Origin of the sequence: Herbiconiux gentiana (assembly GCF_024978135.1) — a bacterium.
Classification (GTDB): Bacteria; Actinomycetota; Actinomycetes; order Actinomycetales; family Microbacteriaceae; genus Herbiconiux; species Herbiconiux gentiana.
The window spans coordinates 233,468-252,449 of record NZ_JANTEZ010000002.1; the positions used below are offsets into that span (position 1 = coordinate 233,468).

The following is an 18,982-nucleotide window of genomic DNA, read 5'->3' on the forward strand; positions in this document are numbered from 1 at the left end:
GGCAACCTCGAAATCTTAGCCGATCAGCCTGAGAGGCTCTACAGCTTCGTGACCTGGTCGAACGAGAGCTCGACCGGGGTCTCGCGCTCGAACAGGGAGACGAGCACGGTGAGCTTGCCGCTCTCGGGCTTGATCTCGCTGATCGAACCGGGAAGGCCGGCGAACGAGCCCTCCTTGATGGTGATGGTCTCGCCGATCTCGAAGTCGACCTCGGCCGGGATGGAACGGCTGACGGCCTTGCCGCCCTTGCCACCGGCGCTCTTCGCGGCCGGCACGTCCTTGACCTCGACGAGGCTCTTCAGCATGTTGAAGGCCTCCTCGAAGCGCAGTGGCGTCGGGTTGTGCGAGTTGCCGACGAAGCCGGTGACGCCCGGCGTGTGACGCACGACGGACCAGCTGTCCTCGTTCAGGAACATGCGCACCAGCACGTAGCCGGGGATGCGCACGCGGGTGACCAGCTTGCGCTGGCCGTTCTTGATCTCGACGACGTCCTCCATCGGGACCTCGACCTGGAAGACGAAGTCCTCCATGCCCATCGAGGTCTTGCGGCTCTCGATGTTCGACTTCACGCGCTTCTCGAAGCCCGCGTAGGAGTGGATGACGTACCACTTGCCCGGCAGCGAGCGCAGCTCGGCACGGAAGGCCTCGTACGGGTCGACCTCGGTCTCGTCGTCCGAAGCCTCATCGTCGGAAGCGGAAGCCGAGTCGGACGACGCAGGCGCAGAAGCGACAGCGGCCAGAGCCACCTCACCCTCCACGTCCTCGCCCTCGATGGGATCCCCGGCCTCGTCGGCCTCGGAGTCCTCCAGCACGTCGAGCACCGCGGCGGCCTCGTCGAAGGAGTCGATGTTCAGTGCGTCGTCGACCACCGCATCGGCTTCAGGGTCGGCCGGCGCGTCGATCGCCTCGAGGAGGGCATCGAGGTCGGCCGGGACTCCGGCTTCTTCGGGCTTTGAGTCTGTCACGGGTGACGGTTCCACTTCTTGTCGATGAGGCCGACGGCGACGAGCGCACAGCCGGCACGGGCATCCGGAGTTCTTAGGCCGGGTCTCCGAAGACGATGATCGCCAGCCAGCCGAACAGCTGGTCGAGGCCGACCACGATCGCCATCATGATGACCACGAAGACCAGCACGACGAGCGTGTAGTTCAGCAGCTCGCGCCGGGTCGGCGTGACGACCTTCTTCAGTTCGGTGAGAACCTGCTTGATGAACAGGATGATGCGGGCGAAGGGGTTGCGTCGAGCAGCCCGCTCCTTCTTGGCGTTCTCGACGACGTCCTCGGAGGGCTCGTCGATTACTTTTCGTGCCACCGTTTCACCTTTGTTTCATTTTTCTCGACGACAGCAACAACCCTCGTCGAGCCGGTGCAGGGCGGACAGGACTCGAACCTGCAACCTGCGGTTTTGGAGACCGCTGCTCTACCAATTGAGCCACCGCCCTAAGTGTCGAAGTGCGTCGGCTTCGCTACGCTGGCCCCGAGGCCACCTGGGTGACCTCGAAAAAAGGCATAGAAAAGCTTGGCAGATTTCGACTACCGACAGTAAGTGTAGGTCAGATCGAGCGGCCATGCAAAGGCGAGCGGACGGGGCACGCATGCACGGCAACGCATTCAGAATCGGCTTCGTGGCGACCCTGGGCGGGCTGATGGCGATCGCGGTCGGCTTCGCGTTCACTCAGCTCTCGACGGTGGTGATCTGCATCGTCGGCGCGCTGTTCCTCGCGCTCGGCCTCGATCCGCTGGTGCGCTGGCTGACCCGTCGGGGCATCCCGCGGGGTCTGTCCATCCTGATCGTCTTCGTGCTGGTGATTGCGTTCGCGGCCACCGTGTTCCTCCTCGTCATCCCGGCGGTCGTCGACCAGGTCGTCGAACTGGTGCAGAACCTGCCCGGTGCGATCGCCGCGGTGACGAAGGAGCCCTGGTTCATCAGGGTGTTCGGCGACACCGCCGGCAGCCAGCAGCTCGAGAAGGACCTCGCCTCCTACCTCTCCGACCCGGTGAACCTGCTGTCGCTCGGCGGCGGGGTGCTGAAGGTCGGCACCGCCGTCGCCAACGGCATCTCGGGGGGCATCCTCGTGGTGGTGCTCACCCTGTTCTTCCTGGGCTCGCTCGACGCCGTGAAGAACAGCTTCTATGTGCTCGTCCCGATGTCGACCCGGGCCTCGGTGGTCGACATCACCGATCAGATCGTCGTGTCGATCGGCAGGTACGTCAGCGGTCAGGTGCTGCTGGCCGGCACCAACGGCCTGTTCGGTTTCGTCGCGATGGTGCTGGCGGGTGTGCCCTACGCCGGTGCGCTGGCGGTCGTGGCGTTCCTGCTAGCGCTGATCCCGCTGGTCGGCACCGTGATCAGCGCGGTGCTCGTCACCTTCGTGGCACTCACCGTCTCGCCGGCCACCGCGCTGGTCATCGGCATCTACTTCCTGGTCTACATGCAGGTCGAGGCCTACGTGCTGAGCCCGCGGGTGATGAACAAGGCGGTGGATGTTCCGGGCATCCTCGTGGTGATCGGCGCTCTGGTGGGGGGAACGCTGCTCGGGATCCTCGGGGCGCTGATCGCCGTGCCGGTCGTCGCGTCGGTGCTGATCGTGGTGAAGCAGGTCGTCGTGCCGCGCCAGGCGTTGAAGTAGCGGGAGGCGGGGGCGGGGTCGTCGCGCCGGGGACGCGCGGCACGAGCATCCGCTCGCCGGCCGTGTACTGAGGATGTGTCGGCGGATAGGCTGATGCCGTGACACGCATCTCGAACCGCATCGCATCCATCGCCGAATCGGCGACCCTCAAGGTCGACGCCAAGGCGAAGAGCCTCCAGGCCGCCGGCCGGCCCGTGATCAGCTACGCCGCCGGCGAGCCCGACTTCCCGACGCCCGAGCACATCGTCGAGGCGGCCGCGGCGGCGGTGCGCGATCCGAAGAACCACCGCTACACCCCCGCGGCCGGCCTGCCCGAGCTGCGCGAGGCGATCGCCGAGAAGACCCTCCGCGACAGCGGCCTCGAGGTCTCGCCGTCGCAGGTCATCGTCACCAACGGTGGCAAGCAGGCCGTCTACGAGGCGTTCGCCACCCTGCTCGACCCGGGCGACGAGGTGCTCGTGCCGACCCCGTTCTGGACCACCTACCCCGAAGCGATCGCCCTCGCCGGCGGCGTGCCCGTCGAGGTGTTCGCGGGCAGCTCGCAGAACTACCTCGTCACCGTCGAGCAGCTCGAGGCCGCGCGCACCCCGCGCACGAAGGTGCTGCTTTTCGTCTCGCCCTCGAACCCCACCGGCGCCGTCTACTCCCCCGCGCAGACGAAGGAGATCGGCGAGTGGGCCGAGGCCAACGGTCTCTGGGTGATCAGCGACGAGATCTACCAGAACCTGGTCTACGACGGTGTCACCGCGTCGTCGATCGTGGCCGAGGTGCCCGCGCTCGCCGACCGCACGCTTCTGGTCAACGGTGTGGCGAAGACCTACGCGATGACCGGATGGCGGGTCGGGTGGATGGTCGGCCCCGCCGACGCCGTCAAGGCCGCCGGCAACCTGCAGTCGCACCTGTCGTCGAACGTGGCGAACATCTCGCAGCGCGCGGCGATCGCCGCCCTCACCGGCCCGCAGGACGCCGTCAAGACGATGCGCACCACCTACGAGCGCAGGCGTCGCACGATCGTCGATGCGCTCAACGAGATCCCGGGCGTGATCACGCCGATGCCGCAGGGCGCGTTCTACGTGTACCCCGACGTGTCGGGGCTGCTCGGGCGCGAGTGGGGCGGCGTGACGCCGACGAGCTCGCTGGAGCTGGCCGACCTGATCCTGTCGCAGGTCGAGGTCGCGACCGTTCCCGGTGAGGCGTTCGGGCCGAGCGGGTTCCTGCGGCTGTCGTACGCGCTCGGGGACGAGGCGCTGGTGGAGGGCGTGACTCGGCTGCAGAGGCTGTTCGGCTGATCAGCTGATCGGCTGATCGGTTGATCGTCTGACCGGCGTCATCCGCCTCTGGCTCAGTGTCGGGGGTCGGATGTAGAGTTTCGCTCATGAAGTATCGAGCGATCCTCAGGGCGGCCGTGCTTGGCGTGCTTGCGCTCGTTCTGGTTGCGCCGGCCGCCTCTGCTCTGGGTGCTCCGCTCGATCTCATCGTGACCACGGCGCCTCCGCCCGGGAGTGTGCTCGTGGCCTCTTCGTCGGGTGCACTTGTCGCGGGGCCTGTCACACTGGGCGGCACCGCGACGCACGACGCCTCCGTCTCCGTCGCCGCATCCTCGGGTGGGGACGCGCTCTGCACGACCACCGCGCTGGCCGACGGGAGCTGGACCTGCTCTCTCGGCTCGGCGCCCGATCTGGTCGGGCCCGTCGCGGTCTCGAGCGCGGGCGAGACGGTGCTGCTCGACTTCTCGGTGCTCGGGCCGCCGGCGCTCCGCACCGATCCTCCGGGCACGGTCGTGTCTAGTGTCACGGCCGACGAGGCTAGTCAGCCCGTCTCGGGCACCGGGGCGCCCGGGGCGATCGTTTCGGTGGTGATCTCCGACGTCGACGGGGCGGGCGACGGATGCTCGGCCGCCGTCGCGGCGGACGGCAGCTGGTCGTGCACCGTGCCCGCGCCACCCCCGGGGGCGGGGCCGTACTCGGTGGGGGTGTCGCAGGCGTACCCGTGGGCTCCGGGGGTGGTCGTCGAGGGCGACGGCGCGGCGTACGACTACGAGGCGCCGGGGGTCGTGGGGCCCGGGGTGGGGTCGGGGGACGGGTCGGGTGATCCGGGGGGAGGTGAGCCTGGGGCGGGCGGGCCTGGTGACGGCGGGGCTGAGCCGCCTGATGGGGGAGGTGTGCCCGGCGGTTCGGGCGGCGGCGCTGGCGCGGGCGGCGGTGTTCCTGATGTCGGGGGCAGTGGCACTCCATCTCAGACGCCGGAGGTGGTGCTCGATGCGTCGGAGTCCTCTCCGCCTGGCGGCGACACCGACGAGTCCGTCAGCCCGATCGACGTGGCGGCGATCGAATCCGGGGCCGAGTCTACGAAATCGGACCCACAGTCAGGCACACTGGCCACGCCAGTGCCACACGAACGGTCTGAGGCGAGCGGCACCCCAGGCACCGGGAACAACTCGGACGCCGGAGACGCGGCGGAGACGGATGGCAGCACCGAGGCGGGCGATGATTTTCTCGCCGGGGCACCGGCGCTCGGCGGGGGTGGCGTCTCGGCGTTCAGCGGGAGTCTTCGCACGGTCGGGGAAGTCGCGTCGATCGGGGTGGTCGGGGTCGTTCAGCTGGGGCTGCTGGTCGCGGGGATGCTGCTGCTCGTGATGGTGCCGGGCGGCATCCTCGAGTCGACGGTGCACGACAACTGGCCGCGGATCGAGCGGGCCTGGCCCATCACCTGGTTCTCCGCGCTGCGGGAGCGCCGCCGGAGCCACGCGGGTTCGCGCGCCTCGGTCTCGGCCTGGGTCTGGGCCGGCGGCACGATCGCGGTCGGCGCGGTGGCGTCGGTGTTCGTCGCGCCCGGATCCGAGGGTGGGGCCTGGCCCGAGCTGCTCGCATTGCTGGGATCGTTCGCGATCGCACTGTCAGTGGCCAACGCCGTTCCGTTGGCGGCGACGAGCGGGTACGCGTGGGCTCGCCTGCGGCGGCGGGCACGCCTGCTGGTGCGCCCGTCGACGCTGCTGCTGACCGCCGGCACCGTGCTGCTGTCGAGGGCGGCGGGCCTGGAGCCGGGGTTCGTGTTCGGGGCGTCGATCGGGCTGGTGTTCGCGATCGCGCTCGAACGCGCATCCGGAGCCCGCGCCGTCGTGGTGGGCACCCTCGCCTCGCTGCTGCTCGGCCTCGGCACGTGGACGGCCGCGAGCGCTCTGCGGAGCTCCCCCGGTGCCGGCGCCGGGGACGCACTCCTGCTCGACACCCTGACCGCGATCACCGTCTGCACCCTGAGCGGGCCCGTCGTGGCGCTCCTCCCGCTGCGCTTCCTCGACGGCCATCGCCTGTTCGCCGTCTCGCGCGGCGCGTGGGCCGGCCTCTACGCCGTTTCGCTCGCGGCCTTCGCGGTCGTGCTGCTGCCGCTGGCCGACGCCTGGTCGTCGGTCACGACCGACCTCGGCTGGTGGCTCGCCTGCCTGGCGGCGTCCTCGGCGATCACGGCGGCGGTCTGGCTCTACTTCCGGTACGTCCCCGCGCCCCGCCATCTCACGCAGCCGACAGCGGCGTCCGAGGATGCCGCGCCCCTCCCGTCCCGGTCGGCACGCACTTCGGCTCGATCTCCCGCCGACTGACCCGCCGCCCGGTCGCGTCGACGGGCCAGAGCAAGTGGACCACTGGGCCGCCGCGGCGGTGTGGCGGTGTGGAGCGGGTCTGTGGAGGCCGAGAGCCCGGGGCCCGCCGCGGCAGGGCGCGGGTCAGCGGAGGCGGAGAGCGACGGGGCCGCCACAGCAGCAGGGCGCGGGTCGCTGGAGGCGGATGGCCACAGTGCCGCCGCGGCGGCGGGCGCGGGTTAGCGGACGCAGAAAGCTACGGGGCCGCGGCGGTAGGGCGCGGGTCAGTGGAGGAGGTGGGCCAAGGCGCCGCCGCGGCGGTGGGCGTGGTCAGCGGAGGAGGCGGGCCACCTCGCGGGCGAGGGGTGGGCGGAGGAAGTGGTCGCTGCGCGGGACCTCGTGCAGGGTCACGTGGTGCATGGTGGCGAGCGCCTCGAGGGCCGCCGGCACGATGACCTGGTCGCGGGAACCCCAGACGACATCGATCGGCACCGCCACCTGGGCGATGTCGGTGGTTGTGGTCTGCGACTCGATGCAGTTCTGCATCGTCTTCGAGAAGGCCTCCCAGGCGCGGTCGTCGACGGCGGTGGCGACCCCGGGCATCCACCGCGAGAGCCGGCCGGCGTTGCCCACGATCGTGAGGCGGTTGTCGCGCACGAAGCGGTAGAACCAGAGGTAGCCGCCGACACGCATCCGGTGCCCGAGGGCGTCGATGTAGCGACGGTGCCCGTAGATGGGCGGCGCCACGAGCACGAGGTGGGACACCTCGCGACGGTGCACCGCGGCGTAGCGGCTGCCGATGAGCGCGCCCAGGCTGTGGCCGATGAGCGTGTAGCGGCGGCGCAGACGCAGCGAGCGCAGGGTGCGGTGCAGCGCCTGCACATGCTCGTCGAGGGTGAACGAGCTGCCGGCCGGCGCGTGCGAGCCGCCGAACCCGAGCACGTCGATCGCGATCACCCGGTAGAGCGGCGACAGCAGCGGCACCAGCTGCCGCCAGCTCGCCGACGACGACGCGATGCCGTGCAGCAGCACGACCACCGGACCCTCACCGACGTCGACCGCCACGTTCAGCAACGGCGCCTCCTGCGTGCGCCGCACCCGCTCCAGCATGCTCATCCCGACTCCCCTGGGTCCATAGTCGAGAATACATCAGCTATGGAAACCAGGGGAAGAGTTCAGCCCGGTGGGCGCGGCCTCTGGTGCTCGTCACCCCCTGGCCCCCACGATGGAGCCATGACCCTCTCCCCCGCCGTGCGCGTGCAAGAGCTGCGCAAGAGCTACGGACATTTCACCGCCGTCGACGGCGTCAGCTTCGAGATCGAGCGCGGCGAGACCTTCGCCCTGCTCGGGCCGAACGGAGCGGGCAAGAGCACGACCGTCGAGATCCTCGAGGGCTACCGCGAGCGCAGCGGGGGCGAGGTCGAGGTGCTCGGCGCCGATCCCCGGCACGCGACCCTCGAGTGGAAGGCGCGCATCGGCATCGTGCTGCAGCAGACCGGGGAGAGCGGCAACGTCACCGTGCGCGAGCAGCTGACGCACTTCGCCGCGCTGTACCCGAACCCGCGCCCGGTCGACGAGGTGCTGTCGGCCGTCGGCCTCGACGACAAGGCGAAGACGCGCATCAAGGCGCTGTCCGGCGGGCAGCGGCGGCGGGTGGATGTGGCGCTCGGCGTGATCGGGCGGCCCGAGCTGCTCTTCCTCGACGAGCCGACCACGGGCTTCGACCCCGAGGCGCGGCGGCAGTTCTGGGAGCTCATCCGCTCGCTCTCGCGAGAGGGCACGACCATCGTGCTCACAACCCACTACCTCGACGAGGCCGCACAGCTCAGCGATCGCGCCGCGGTCATCGCGGGCGGGCGGCTGATCGACATCGGCCCCGTCGGCGAGCTCGGCACAGCGGATGCGCGTGTGCCCATCGTGCGGTGGCGCGACTCCGGCGGCCCGCGTCAGGAGCGCACCACGGAGCCCGGCCGGTTCGTCGCCGACCTCGTGGCGCGGGAGGGCGAGGTGGCGGAGCTCGAGGTGATCCGCCCGTCGCTCGAGGACATCTACCTCGGCCTCGTCGAGGCCGCGGAGACCGCGGCCGGGGAGACTCGGGGGCCCGCAGGGAAGCCCGACGATCCCATCGACGCCATCTCCACGAAGGGAGCCCGCTCATGAGCGCCGCCACCTCCACCGCGCCGGCCGCCCGCCCGGCCCGGTTCGGGCTGGGGCGCACCCTGCGGCTCGGGGCCGCGCGGGTCGTGTACGAGACGCGGGTGTACTTCCGGGCCGGCGACACGGTGTTCTTCACCTTCCTGTTCCCGGTGGTGCTGCTCGGGATCTTCTCGGTGGCGTTCCAGGGGATGGGCAACGTCGGGGCGAACCCCGACGGGAGCGGCGGCATCAGTCAGGCGTCGTACTACCTGCCCGGGATGATCGCGGCGGGCATCCTGCTCAGCGGCATGCAGAACCTCGGCGTCGACATCGCGATGGAACGCGGCGACGGAACACTCAAGCGCCTGGCCGGCACCCCGCTTCCGGTGATGTCGTACTTCATCGGGAAGATGGGGCAGGTTCTGGTGACGTCGGTGGCGCAGGTGATCATCCTGATGCTGCTCGCGAAGCTCGCCTTCGGGGTCGAGCTGCCGAGCGAGCCGGAGAAGTGGCTGACGTTCCTGTGGGTCTACCTGCTGGGGATCGTGACGGCCGCGGTGCTCGGCATCGCGATCTCGCGGCTGCCGCGCAGTGGGAAGAGCGCGGCGGCGGTGATCATCCCGCCGCTGCTGATCCTGCAGTTCATCTCGGGGGTGTACCTGTCGTTCAGCCTGCTGCCGGAGTGGCTGCAGACGGTGGCGAGCGTGTTCCCGCTGAAGTGGATCGCGCAGGGGATGCGCGCGGCGCTGCTGCCCGACTCGTTCGCCTCGGCGGAGGCGGGCGGCACGTGGGACCTCGCGGGCGTGGCGATCGTGCTCGGCATCTGGCTCGTGGTGGGGCTCGTGGTCTGCCGCCTCACGTTCCGCTGGATCCGCAAGGACAGCTGACCCACCGACGCGCCGACCATCTGGCCGCGTGGCTCGTCACCCGTGGCCGCCGACCGCCCGGCCGGCCGGCCGCGCAGCTGGCCCGCCGACGCCGCGGCCGCCCGGCCGCACGGCAGGCCGGCGGCCTGGCGGCCCTACGCGTTCTCCTTGCGGAACGTCCGCGTGCCCACCCACAGCCCCGCGGCGAACAGCACCAGCGTCCACAGCACACCCCAGAACACCGTGATCGTGAAGAAGTCACCAGTGAACAGCTCGCGGATGGCGTTCACAATGTACTTCGTCGGGATGAAGTCGCTGACGATCTGCAGCCACTGCGGCCCGATCGTCATCGGCAGCAGGATGCCCGACAGCAGCAGCACCGGCAGGGCGACGCTGTTGATCAGCGGGGCCATGACGTCCTCGCTCTTCGTGGTGAGCGCCAGCGCGTTCGACGCGGCGGCGCAGGCGGCGCCCAGCAGCACTGTGAGCAGCAGCCCGAGGAACATGCCGGCGATCGACCCCGTCAGCCCGAAGAAGAACGCCAGCCCGATGAGCACGGCGCCCTGCACGACCAGCTGCAGCACGTCGCGCAGGATGCGCCCGAGCAGCAGCGCGGTGCGGCTGGCGGGCGTCACCCGCTCCGCCTCGATCACACCCGCCCGCCACTCGGCGATCAGGCCGAAACCGGCGAACAGGGCGCCGAAGAGGCCGAGCTGCACGAGCAGGCCGGGCACGAACAGCGTGTACGCGTTCTGCGCTCCGAGCTGCCCGGCGATGGGCTCGAGCAGCGGGCCGAAGAGCACGAGGTAGAGGATCGGCTGGATCAGCCCGATGATCACCCACGCGGGATTGCGCAGCGCCAGCCGCAGCTGCCGCCGGAACACGATGAAGGTCTCGCGCCAGAACATCAGGCGTCCTCTCGGAGGGATCGGCCGGTGAGGGTGAGGAATACGTCGTCGAGGGTCGGCCGCCGCACCTCGAGCGACTCCAGCGCGATGCCCGCGGCGTCGAGCGAGCGGATGAGCCCGGCCACCTCGTGGCCGGCGCCCCGCACGCGCGCGCTGACCGTGGCGCCGGAGACGGTGAGGTCGTCGTCGGCCACGCGCGACAGCACGGTGGCCGCCTCGCCGGAGCGCGACGCGTCGGCGAGCACCAGCTCGACGAGGTCTCCCGAGACCTGCCGCTTCAGGGCATCGGGGGTGTCGCTCGCGACGATGGTGCCGTGGTCGATCACGAGGATGCGGTCGCAGAGCGCGTCGGCCTCGTCGAGGTAGTGCGTGGTGAGGAAGATGGTGGCGCCGCGGCGGGAGCGGAGGTCGCTGATGTGCGTCCAGAGATTGGCGCGCGCCTGCGGGTCGAGGCCGGTGGTGGGCTCGTCGAGGAACACCAGCGTCGGGTCGTGCACGAGGCCCATCGCGATGTCGAGGCGACGGCGCTGGCCGCCCGACATCGCCTTGGGCTCGCGCGTCCACAGCCCGTCGAGGTCGAGCTGCTCGAACAGCTCCCGGCCGCGAGCGGTGGCCTGCGCCTTGCTGATGCCGTAGAGCATGCCATGGTCGACGATCTCCTCGCCGGCCCGCGCCTCGGGCGACGTCGACCCGCTCTGCGAGACGTAGCCGATGCTGCGCCGCACCTTCTGCGACTCGGTCACGACGTCGTAGCCGGCCACCGTGGCCGTGCCCGCCGTGGGCGTGAGCAGGGTGGTGAGCATGCGGAGCGTGGTGGTCTTGCCCGCCCCGTTCGGCCCGAGGAAGCCGACGATCTCCCCCTCGTCGACGTCGATGTCGACGCCCGCGACGGCCTTCACCTCGACCTTCTCGGCCCCCTTTCCGCGCCCCGCGAAGGTGCGCGCGAGACCTCGCGCGTGAATCATCGGCTCTCCCTGCATCTATGTGAACGGCGTACACATTGCCCTAGTGCGGGCCGACACGCAAGGCCCGGGCGAGAACCCGTGCTGAGAAGGGCGGATGTGCACACCGGCCTCACCCCTCCAGCAGCCGCTTCAGCGTCAGCAGATCAGCCGCGATCGCCTCCGCGTCGGCCGCCAGATCGGCATCCGTCACCCCGGGCCGCCGGAACAGCGTGAACACGACCTCGCTGCCCAGGTCGTTCGCGAGCACCCGCAGCGGGTTGTGCACCGTCTCGCCCGCCTCGGGCACCACGTCGTGGTCGAGCACCCCCGCCTCGACGGGCCCCGTGAAGCGGATCTCGATGGTTCCCCCGTCGAGGTCGGCGAACCACCGCTCCCCCTCCGACCGCAGCCCCGAGCCGAGCCCCGCCGCCCACAGCGGCAGGTTCGCGGGGTCGCCCGCGAACGCCGCCACATCGGCGGGCGAACGGTCGATCGAGACGGAGAGGTGCGTGGCGGGCCAGGTCATGCTCAGACCCTAGAGCGCACCGCCGACATCGGGAGGAAGGCCTCAGAACCCCACGTACACCGGCTCCGGCTGCAGCTGCACCCCGAACTCCGCGAGCACGCGCTGCTGCACGAACCGCGCGAGCTCGGCGACGTCGGACGCCCGCCCCGCCGCCCCGGCCCGGTTCACCAGCGCCAGCGTGTGCTTCGACGAGATCGCCGCTGTCGACCCGGGCAGCGCGAAACCCCGCCGGATGCCCGAGTGCTCGATCAGCCACGCCGCACTGAGCTTCACGTGGTACTCGGCCGGAGCCGGCCCGCGCGAGTACACCCCGGTGCCGGCGTCGGCCCCGTCCTGCGCGAGCGCCGCGGGATCGAGCGGGACCACCACGTCGGGCGCCTCCGGCTCGACCTGCCACCGGGGCGCCGACGACGGCAGCGACCGCGCGGCCCGCTCCGTGACGATCGGGTTGGTGAAGAACGACCCGGCACTCACCGAGTCGGGGTCGGCGGGGTCGAGCACCATCCCTTTGGAGGACCGCAGCCGGAGCACCGTGTCGCGCACCTGCTGCAGCGGCATCCGCTCGCCCACCTCGACGCCGAGCGCCGTCGCGAGCTGCCCGTAGGCTACGGGCGAGCTGAGCCTGGAGGAAGCGGACGAAGAAGAAGACGGCGCCCCCAGCGCGAACGTCACCGACAGCACCACCCCCCGCAGCCCCCGCTTGAACACCGAGGTACGGTACCCGAGCCCGAGCTCGGCCACGGGCATCCGCCTGACCACCCCGGCCGAGACGTCGTAGAAGTCGAGCGACTCGATCGACGCCCCCACCTCCTGGCCGTAGGCGCCGATGTTCTGGATGGGCGCCGCCCCGGTCGACCCCGGGATGCCCGAGAGCGCCTCGATGCCGCTGAAGCCCTCGGCCACCGTATGGGCGACGAGCTCGTCCCACGGATGCCCGGCCTGCACCCGCAGCCGCACCGACCCCGCGGGCGCCGGAAGCTGCACGATGCCGCGGGTGGCTACCCGCACGACCGTCCCGTCGAAGCCCTCGTCGGAGACCAGCACGTTGGAGCCGCCCCCGAGCACCAGCCACTCGTCGTCGGGGTCGAGCCCCTCAGCGAGCGCGAGCAGCTCGGGTTCGGTGCTCGCGGTCTCGAGAGCAGCCGCGGAGCCGCCGACCTGCAGGGTGGTGAAGCGCGCCAGGGTCATGGCAGGGTGACGCTCACCTGCGCCTTGCCGAGCACCGTCTGTCCGTCGACGGTGACGGTCAGGTCGATGCGGGCGGTGCCGGCCTCCTCGTCGAGGGTGCCGATCTTCGCGACGACCTCGATCTGCGCGCCGGAGGAGGGGTCGACGACCACGGGGCGCGTGAAGCGCACCTGGTAGGCGCCGACGCGGGCCGGGTCGCCGACCCAGTCGACGACGGGCTGCACCGCGAGCCCCATGGTGAGCATGCCGTGCGCGAGCACACCCGGCAGCCCGACCTCGGCGGCCACGTCGTCGCGGTAGTGGATGGCGTTGAAGTCACCCGAGGCGCCCGCGTACCGCACGAGCGACTCGCGGGTGATGGGGTACGTGGCGCGAGCGACCTCGTCGCCCTTCTCGTAGCGGTGCACGATCTCGGCGCTCATGCGTCTCCCCTCACCACGAGGGTGGAGACCGCGGTGACCACGTGCTCCCCCGCCGCGTCCTGGATGGTGGTCTCGGCCACGACCATGGCGTTGCCGCCCAGCGTCTTGACGCTCGTGACCTGCAGCTGCGCGGTCAGCTCGTCGCCCGCGACGATGGGGCGGGCGTAGTCGAAGCGCTGCTCGCCGTGCACCACGTGGGTGAGCTCGATGCCGGCGTCCTCCTCGGCGAGCAGCTGCGCGAGCGTGAGCTCCTGCACCACGATCGCGAAGGTCGGCGGCGCGACGACGTCGGCGTAGCCCGCCGTCTGCGCAGCCTCGACGCTGAAGTTGAGGGGGTTCGTCGAGAAGACGGCGCGGGCGAACTCGCGCACCTTCTCACGGCCCACCAGGTACGACGCGGTCACGGGGAACGCGCGCTCGGTCAGGGCTGGGTTCACTGGCACACGCCCAGTCTACGGGCGGGGCGCTCGGCGGGCCGGGTAGGGCGGCGCGGGGCCGGGCGGGGCGCTCTGTCGTCCGGCCAAGCGCGGGCGGGCATCCGGATGCTCGTGCCGCAGGCCGCCCGGCACACCTCGCCGACTCCACTACAGTCGGGATGTGCGACTCGGAGTGCTCGATGTGGGATCCAACACCGTCCACCTGATCGTCGTGGACGCGCATCCGGGTGCCCGCCCCGTGCCGCAGGCCTCGCACAAGTCGGTGCTGCGGCTCATGCGCTACCTCGAACCCGACGGCTCGATCAGCGGCGAGGGTGTGGAGGCCATCGTCGCCGCCATCGCCTCGGCCATGGAGGTCGCGCGCCGCGAGGGCATCGAGGAGCTGCTGCCGATGGCGACCTCAGCCCTGCGCGAGGCGCGGAACGGCGAGGAGGTGCTGGCGCGCATCCAGGCCGCCACCGGTGTCGCGCTGCGGGTGCTCAGCGGGGAGGACGAGGGGCGGCTGACCTTCCTCGCCATCCGGCGCTGGTACGGCTGGTCGTCGGGCAACATCCTGCTCTTCGACATCGGCGGCGGGTCGCTCGAGATCGCGGCCGGCAGCGACGAGTACCCCGAGGTCGCGGTGTCGCTGCCGCTCGGGGCCGGGCGCACGACCGTGCAGTTCTTCCCCGCCGACCCGCCGACGCCGTCGCAGATGCTCGAGCTGCGGGCGCACTCGCGTCAGGTGATGAGGGCGGATGCTCTGCCCCTCTTCGCCGGACAGCCCGCCTTCGACCACGTCGTCGGCTCGTCGAAGACGATCCGCTCGCTCGCACGCCTCGCGGGCTCGACCCGCGCCGGAGCGACCGGCGACATCGTCACACTTCGGCGCTCCGAGCTGAAGGACTGGATCCCGCGCCTCGGCCAGCTCCCCGCGGAGGCCCGCCAGGCGCTGCCCGGGATCACACCCGACCGCACCTTCCAGATCGTGGCCGGAGCCATCGTGCTGCACTCGGTGATGAAGCTCTACGACGTCGACGAGCTCGAGGTCTCCCCCTGGGCGCTCCGCGAGGGCATCCTGCTCCGCTACCTCGACGGCCTCGGCGCGTAGATCGAGTTTCCCCTTTCCGCCCTAAAACAGCGTTTTTGGGGCGGAAAGGGGCAACTCGATCAGGGGTGCGTCAGCGGGAGACCGCCCAGAGGGCCACTGCGCTGGCCGCGGCCACGTTGAGGGAGTCGATGCCGTGCAGCATCGGGATCTGCACCACCGTGTCGGCCGCCGTGAGAGCCTCGGGCGTGAGGCCCTCGCCCTCCGCGCCGAGCACGACGGCCACCCGCTCGGGCACCGCGCGCTCGAAGTCCCGCAGGCTCACCGCGTCGGGCGTCAGCGCGAGCGCCGCGATGTGGAACCCGAGCCCGTGCAGCTGGGGCCCCAGCGTGCTCCACTCCCCCGCGCGCGTCCACGGCACCTGTAGCACGGTGCCCATGCTCACGCGGATCGCGCGCCGGTAGAACGGATCCGAGCAGCGCGGCGACACCAGCACCGCATCGGCGCCGATCGCCCCCGCCGAGCGGAAGATCGCGCCCACGTTCGTCGGGTCGACGACGTTCTCGATCACGACGACGCAGCGCGCATCCGCCAGCAGGGCCGCCGGCTCGGGCAGCGGCGGCCTCGCCATCGACGCGACGAGGCCGCGATGCAGCAGGTAGCCGGTGAGCTCGGCGAGCAGTTCGCCGGGGCCCACGAAGACGGGGGTGTCCGGATGCCCGGCGGCGGCCAGCGCGGCCACGGCCTCCTCGGCGCTGCCGCCGAGCGCGAGCACCGAGCGCGGCACATGCCCGGCGGCGAGCGCCCGCTCCAGAATTAGCAGCGACTCGGCGAGGTACAGTCCGTGCTCGCGACCGCGCTGGTCGCGGCGGGAGTTCTTCAGGGCGACGTCGGTGGTGTGGGCGTAGTCGGTGAGGCGGGGGTCGGCGAGGTCGGCTACGGGGACGACGGGCATGGAGGGGAGTCTAGAGGGGGACGGGGCCGGTCGCGGCGGGCGTCAGCCCCGGCGCGGCCGGCCGGCGCGGCGCGTTCAGCGGCCGCGCCAGACGTCGGAGGCCGAGCAGGACGGCTGCGCCGAGGAGTGCGCCCAGAGTGTTCGTGATCACGTCGTTGACGTCGGCCGTTCGACCGAGATCGGTGACGTACTGCGTCACCTCGATGGTCAGCGTGCTCGCCAGCGCCACCAGCAGCACGGTGCCGAACCGCGCTCCCGCGAGCACCATCAGCATCCCGAGCGGCAGGAACACGAAGGTGTTCAGCACCGCGTCGATCGCGCTGGCCGGGCCGTCGAACTGCAGGGGAAGCAGGTTCAGGCGCACGCCGAGTCCCGTGCCGGGGCGGAGCGTCATGAATCCGACCGCCGCCGCCCAGACCAGCGTCAGCAGCACCACGGGCAGCGGCCGCACCGGCGCCGGGACCACCGCCCGCACCAGCGCCACGATGGTCAGCGTCGCGAGCACCGCGGCGAAGAGCAGGTTGAGGGCGAGGCCGAACATGCGCCCACCCTGCCAGGGGTGCCGCAGAGCATCCTGAGCACCCCCTGACGGAACGCCGGGCAGCGTGCGCCTGCGGCGCAGTGCCAGGGTGGGCACATGCCCGTCATCGAATCGCGCCTGGTCGTGCCCGTCAGCCCCGAGGTCGCCTTCGCCGTGTCGCAGACGACGGGTGAGATCCGGATGCGCTGGGACACGTTCATCCGACGGCAGCACCTGCTCGACGGCGCGACGACGCCGGCCAAGGGCGTGCGCACCTTCACCGAGCAGCGCTTCGGGCTGCGGATGATCAGCGAGTACGTCTCGTACAACCCGCCCTCGAACGTCGGCATGCGGATGACGAAGGGCTCCTGGTTCTTCGAACGGCTCGCCGGCGGCTGGCGCTTCTCGGCCGTCGACGGCGACCCGGGCAGCACCCTCGCCATCTGGCGCTACAACTTCACCTGCCGCCCCCGCCTGATCGCGCCGATCGCCGAACGCATCGGCGCGGTGCTGCTGCAACGCGACATCGACCGCCGCCTCCGCGGCTTCGCCCGCGGCTGCGCCGACCCCGTGGTGCTCGCCCACGTCGGCGCGTAGAGCCGAGCAGACGGCCCGCGCCCGGATACGGAAAAACCCCCAAGATGGCGAGATCTTGGGGGTTTTCGTAGCGGGAGCGGGACTTGAACCCGCGACCCCACGATTATGAGCCGTGTGCTCTAACCAACTGAGCTACCCCGCCGCGGCTTCCGGAGAACCAGCCTCCGGGAAGCGGAGCCCCCTGTGGGAATCGGACCCACTACCTCTTCCTTACCAAGGAAGTGCTCTACCAATGAGCTAAGGGGGCGCGCAATGCAGCCCGGAACCCCGGGCGCTTTTGGCACCAGTAGAGAATAGCATCCCCGCGGGCCAGGTTTCGCCGCGCGTCGTCGAGGGCCTGCGGCAGCGCTCGGCGGGCCCGATCATGCACCCGCCGGGGCTCGTGTGCAAACGGTTCCAGCCGGATCGGCCCAACGGTTAGAGTTCTCCCCATGACTATCGAGACCTCGCCCGAGCCCGGCGCCACCGCTGCCGACGAGCCGGAAATCGAGACCACGACCGCCCTCGTCGGAACGGGGGGTGAATGGTGGCGATCGGCCGTGATCTACCAGATCTACCCGCGCTCCTTCGCCGACTCCGACGGCGACGGCATCGGCGACCTGCCCGGCATCACCGCCCGCCTCGACTCGCTGGCCGCGCTCGGCGTCGACGCCGTGTGGCTGTCCCCGTTCATGACCTCGCCCCAGCACGACGCCGGCTACGACGTCGCCGACTACTGCGACGTCGACCCCATCTTCGGCACCCTCGCCGACTTCGACCGGATGCTCGGCCGAGCGCACGAGCTCGGCATCCGCGTCATCGTCGACCTGGTGCCCAACCACACCTCCTGGAACCACGTCTGGTTCAGGGAGGCCCTCGCCTCCCCCGAGGGAAGCCCGGAGCGCGCGCGCTACATGTTCCGCGACGGCAAGGGCCCGAACGGCGACGAGGCCCCCAACAACTGGGAATCGGTGTTCGGCGGGCCCGCCTGGGAGCGCATCACGAACCCCGACGGCACCCCCGGCCAGTGGTACCTGCACCTGTTCGACCGCAGCCAGCCCGACCTCGACTGGGACAACCCGTGGGTACGGCAGCAGTTCCTCGACATCCTGCGGTTCTGGCTCGACCGCGGGGTCGACGGCTTCCGCGTCGACGTCGCGCACGGCCTGATCAAGGAGGCCGGGCTGCCCGACTACACCCCGCCCGAGGGCGGCGGCAGCATGGGCGGCGGGGTCGTGGGTCTCGAGCCCGAGATCCTCGCCGACGCCTCGCTCGACCCGGCGACCCCGCCCTACTGGGCGCAGGACGGTGTGCACGAGATCTACCGCAGCTGGCACGACGTGCTCGAGGAGTACGAGGGCGACCGCGTGCTCTGCGCCGAGGCCTGGGTGGAGCCGCTCACCAAGCTCGCGCGCTGGGTGCGTCCCGACGAGATGCAGCAGGCCTTCAACTTCACCTACCTCGAGGCCGGCTGGTCGGCCGCGCAGCTGCGCAGCGTGATCGACACCTCGATCTCGGCGTTCGCCACCGTCGGCGCGCCCTCGACGTGGGTGCTGTCGAACCACGACGTGGTGCGCCACGCCACCCGGCTCGCGCTCACGGCCGAGAACCCACAGGGCGACGGCCTCGGGCCCAACTCCCCCGGGCTCCCCGACCGGGCCGCCGGTCTCCGCCGCGCGCGGGCCGCGACCGCCGTGATGCTCGCGCTGCCCGGCAGCGCCTACGTCTACCAGGGCGAGGAGCTCGGGCTGCCCGAGGTCATCGACCTGCCCGACGACGCCCGGCAGGATCCGACCTGGTTCCGCACGCACGGCGCCCGCTTCGGCCGCGACGGCTGCCGGGTGCCGATCCCGTGGCAGGCCGGGGCGACCACCTACGGCTTCGGGCCCGAGGGCTCGACCGCGAGCTGGCTGCCGCAGCCCGGCGACTGGGACTCGTACGCCCGCGACCAGCAGGAGGGCGTGCCCGGGTCGACCCTGACGCTCTACACCGCGCTCCTCGCGCTGCGGTCGCAGTACGCGCTCGGCACCGGCACGCTCGAGTGGCTGCCGGGGTACGGGCCCGACGTGATCGCATTCCGCAACAACGGGGTCGTCGTCATCGCGAACGCGGGCACGACGCCGGTCGAGCTCCCGGCCGAGGCGCCGGGGCAGGTGCTGGCGTCGAGCGAGGCTCTCGGCGAGGCGGCGCTGGCGCCCGACACGGCCGTCTGGCTGGTGGGGTAAGTGCGTTGTGCGGTGGTGGCGTTTCGGCGCCACCACCGCCGCGTGACGC

The 18,982-nt window shown here is 71.2% G+C and carries 19 protein-coding genes and 3 tRNA genes; 8 read left to right on the forward strand and 14 right to left on the reverse strand.

Translation table 11 applies throughout. The features are described from left to right. Positions 1-38: 38 nt before the first annotated feature. The 3 genes from nusG to NVV95_RS04820 all read right to left on the reverse strand — a co-directional run bounded on the left by nusG (position 39) and on the right by NVV95_RS04820 (position 1,441). The gene (nusG, locus tag NVV95_RS04810; RefSeq protein WP_375163782.1) at positions 39-980 is read right to left on the reverse strand and encodes a transcription termination/antitermination protein NusG; all 942 of its coding nucleotides are present in this window, start codon (positions 978-980) and stop codon (positions 39-41) included. A 58-nt stretch (positions 981-1,038) separates the two neighbouring features. Then, on the reverse strand, positions 1,039-1,311 hold the full coding sequence (gene secE / locus NVV95_RS04815; protein ID WP_259485406.1) for a preprotein translocase subunit SecE: 273 nt from the start codon (positions 1,309-1,311) through the stop codon (positions 1,039-1,041). A 57-nt stretch (positions 1,312-1,368) separates the two neighbouring features. Next, positions 1,369-1,441 (reverse strand) — tRNA-Trp (locus tag NVV95_RS04820). Positions 1,442-1,594: 153 nt separating this feature from the next. Between NVV95_RS04820 and NVV95_RS04825 the strand changes: the two genes are divergently transcribed. From NVV95_RS04825 to NVV95_RS04835, 3 genes are all read left to right on the forward strand, one after another. Continuing rightward, complete coding sequence (locus tag NVV95_RS04825; protein ID WP_259485407.1) at positions 1,595-2,629, forward strand: AI-2E family transporter; 1,035 nt, start codon at positions 1,595-1,597, stop codon at positions 2,627-2,629. 98 nt (positions 2,630-2,727) lie between these two features. Further along, positions 2,728-3,918, forward strand: coding sequence for a pyridoxal phosphate-dependent aminotransferase (locus tag NVV95_RS04830; protein ID WP_259485408.1), 1,191 nt, complete (start codon positions 2,728-2,730; stop codon positions 3,916-3,918). Positions 3,919-4,004: 86 nt separating this feature from the next. Beyond that, positions 4,005-6,224: a hypothetical protein gene (locus NVV95_RS04835; protein WP_259485409.1), complete on the forward strand. Its 2,220-nt coding sequence runs from the start codon at positions 4,005-4,007 to the stop codon at positions 6,222-6,224. Between the two features lie 309 nt (positions 6,225-6,533). Here NVV95_RS04835 and NVV95_RS04840 read toward each other — a convergent pair whose 3' ends face one another. Beyond that, positions 6,534-7,319: an alpha/beta fold hydrolase gene (locus NVV95_RS04840; protein WP_259485410.1), complete on the reverse strand. Its 786-nt coding sequence runs from the start codon at positions 7,317-7,319 to the stop codon at positions 6,534-6,536. A 117-nt stretch (positions 7,320-7,436) separates the two neighbouring features. On the opposite strand from NVV95_RS04840, the gene NVV95_RS04845 reads away from it, so the two are divergent. Together NVV95_RS04845 and NVV95_RS04850 are read left to right on the forward strand one after the other, a co-directional pair. Then, the gene (locus NVV95_RS04845) at positions 7,437-8,363 is read left to right on the forward strand and encodes an ABC transporter ATP-binding protein (RefSeq protein ID WP_259485411.1); all 927 of its coding nucleotides are present in this window, start codon (positions 7,437-7,439) and stop codon (positions 8,361-8,363) included. Beyond that, positions 8,360-9,226 (forward strand): ABC transporter permease, encoded by an 867-nt coding sequence (locus NVV95_RS04850; protein WP_259485412.1) that lies wholly within the window; start codon positions 8,360-8,362, stop codon positions 9,224-9,226. Before NVV95_RS04845 ends, NVV95_RS04850 begins: the two co-directional genes overlap by 4 nt. A 134-nt stretch (positions 9,227-9,360) precedes the next feature. Here the strand turns inward: NVV95_RS04850 and NVV95_RS04855 are convergent, their stop codons facing one another. The 6 genes from NVV95_RS04855 to NVV95_RS04880 form a co-directional block, all read right to left on the reverse strand. Next, a complete protein-coding gene (locus NVV95_RS04855; protein ID WP_259485413.1) occupies positions 9,361-10,113 on the reverse strand; it encodes an ABC transporter permease in 753 nt (250 codons plus the stop codon). Then, positions 10,113-11,078, reverse strand: a complete 966-nt coding sequence (locus NVV95_RS04860) for an ATP-binding cassette domain-containing protein (RefSeq protein WP_259485414.1) — start codon at positions 11,076-11,078, stop codon at positions 10,113-10,115. Before NVV95_RS04860 ends, NVV95_RS04855 begins: the two co-directional genes overlap by 1 nt. Before the next feature lie 109 nt (positions 11,079-11,187). Further along, complete coding sequence (locus NVV95_RS04865) at positions 11,188-11,583, reverse strand: SRPBCC family protein (protein ID WP_259485415.1); 396 nt, start codon at positions 11,581-11,583, stop codon at positions 11,188-11,190. A gap of 42 nt (positions 11,584-11,625) precedes the next feature. Further along, positions 11,626-12,771 (reverse strand): UDP-N-acetylmuramate dehydrogenase, encoded by a 1,146-nt coding sequence (locus NVV95_RS04870; protein ID WP_259485416.1) that lies wholly within the window; start codon positions 12,769-12,771, stop codon positions 11,626-11,628. Then, positions 12,768-13,193 (reverse strand): MaoC family dehydratase, encoded by a 426-nt coding sequence (locus NVV95_RS04875; RefSeq protein WP_259485417.1) that lies wholly within the window; start codon positions 13,191-13,193, stop codon positions 12,768-12,770. Before NVV95_RS04875 ends, NVV95_RS04870 begins: the two co-directional genes overlap by 4 nt. Beyond that, positions 13,190-13,636: a MaoC family dehydratase N-terminal domain-containing protein gene (locus NVV95_RS04880; protein ID WP_259485418.1), complete on the reverse strand. Its 447-nt coding sequence runs from the start codon at positions 13,634-13,636 to the stop codon at positions 13,190-13,192. The genes NVV95_RS04875 and NVV95_RS04880 overlap by 4 nt, the downstream gene beginning before the upstream one ends. Positions 13,637-13,790: 154 nt before the next feature. Here NVV95_RS04880 and NVV95_RS04885 point away from each other — a divergent pair, with 154 nt between their 5' ends. Further along, complete coding sequence (locus NVV95_RS04885) at positions 13,791-14,720, forward strand: Ppx/GppA phosphatase family protein (RefSeq protein ID WP_259485419.1); 930 nt, start codon at positions 13,791-13,793, stop codon at positions 14,718-14,720. A 70-nt stretch (positions 14,721-14,790) separates the two neighbouring features. Here the strand turns inward: NVV95_RS04885 and NVV95_RS04890 are convergent, their stop codons facing one another. Beyond that, positions 14,791-15,612 (reverse strand): TrmH family RNA methyltransferase, encoded by an 822-nt coding sequence (locus NVV95_RS04890; RefSeq protein ID WP_259485420.1) that lies wholly within the window; start codon positions 15,610-15,612, stop codon positions 14,791-14,793. A gap of 10 nt (positions 15,613-15,622) precedes the next feature. Further along, positions 15,623-16,249, reverse strand: a complete 627-nt coding sequence (locus NVV95_RS04895) for a VanZ family protein (protein WP_259485421.1) — start codon at positions 16,247-16,249, stop codon at positions 15,623-15,625. On the opposite strand from NVV95_RS04895, the gene NVV95_RS04900 reads away from it, so the two are divergent. Further along, entirely contained in the window at positions 16,250-16,729 is a 480-nt protein-coding gene (locus tag NVV95_RS04900) for an SRPBCC family protein (RefSeq protein ID WP_259485422.1), read from the forward strand. A gap of 68 nt (positions 16,730-16,797) precedes the next feature. Here the strand turns inward: NVV95_RS04900 and NVV95_RS04905 are convergent. After that, a tRNA-Met gene (locus tag NVV95_RS04905) sits at positions 16,798-16,871 on the reverse strand. A 33-nt stretch (positions 16,872-16,904) separates the two neighbouring features. After that, positions 16,905-16,976, reverse strand: a tRNA-Thr gene (locus NVV95_RS04910). A 184-nt stretch (positions 16,977-17,160) separates the two neighbouring features. Between NVV95_RS04910 and NVV95_RS04915 the strand changes: the two genes are divergently transcribed. After that, positions 17,161-18,933: a glycoside hydrolase family 13 protein gene (locus tag NVV95_RS04915; RefSeq protein ID WP_259485423.1), complete on the forward strand. Its 1,773-nt coding sequence runs from the start codon at positions 17,161-17,163 to the stop codon at positions 18,931-18,933. Positions 18,934-18,982: the final 49 nt, after the last annotated feature.

Bases quoted from the DNA above. Each gene is read 5' to 3' on its own strand.
- NVV95_RS04825 (WP_259485407.1), top strand. From the start codon at position 1,595: ATGCACGGCAACGCATTCAGAATCGGCTTCGTGGCGACCCTGGGCGGG.
- NVV95_RS04835 (WP_259485409.1), top strand. From the start codon at position 4,005: ATGAAGTATCGAGCGATCCTCAGGGCGGCCGTGCTTGGCGTGCTTGCG.
- NVV95_RS04840 (WP_259485410.1), bottom strand. From the start codon at position 7,319: ATGAGCATGCTGGAGCGGGTGCGGCGCACGCAGGAGGCGCCGTTGCTG.
- NVV95_RS04845 (WP_259485411.1), top strand. From the start codon at position 7,437: ATGACCCTCTCCCCCGCCGTGCGCGTGCAAGAGCTGCGCAAGAGCTAC.
- NVV95_RS04850 (WP_259485412.1), top strand. From the start codon at position 8,360: ATGAGCGCCGCCACCTCCACCGCGCCGGCCGCCCGCCCGGCCCGGTTC.
- NVV95_RS04855 (WP_259485413.1), bottom strand. From the start codon at position 10,113: ATGTTCTGGCGCGAGACCTTCATCGTGTTCCGGCGGCAGCTGCGGCTG.
- NVV95_RS04860 (WP_259485414.1), bottom strand. From the start codon at position 11,078: ATGATTCACGCGCGAGGTCTCGCGCGCACCTTCGCGGGGCGCGGAAAG.
- NVV95_RS04865 (WP_259485415.1), bottom strand. From the start codon at position 11,583: ATGACCTGGCCCGCCACGCACCTCTCCGTCTCGATCGACCGTTCGCCC.
- NVV95_RS04870 (WP_259485416.1), bottom strand. From the start codon at position 12,771: ATGACCCTGGCGCGCTTCACCACCCTGCAGGTCGGCGGCTCCGCGGCT.
- NVV95_RS04875 (WP_259485417.1), bottom strand. From the start codon at position 13,193: ATGAGCGCCGAGATCGTGCACCGCTACGAGAAGGGCGACGAGGTCGCT.
- NVV95_RS04890 (WP_259485420.1), bottom strand. From the start codon at position 15,612: ATGCCCGTCGTCCCCGTAGCCGACCTCGCCGACCCCCGCCTCACCGAC.
- NVV95_RS04900 (WP_259485422.1), top strand. From the start codon at position 16,250: ATGCCCGTCATCGAATCGCGCCTGGTCGTGCCCGTCAGCCCCGAGGTC.
- NVV95_RS04915 (WP_259485423.1), top strand. From the start codon at position 17,161: ATGACTATCGAGACCTCGCCCGAGCCCGGCGCCACCGCTGCCGACGAG.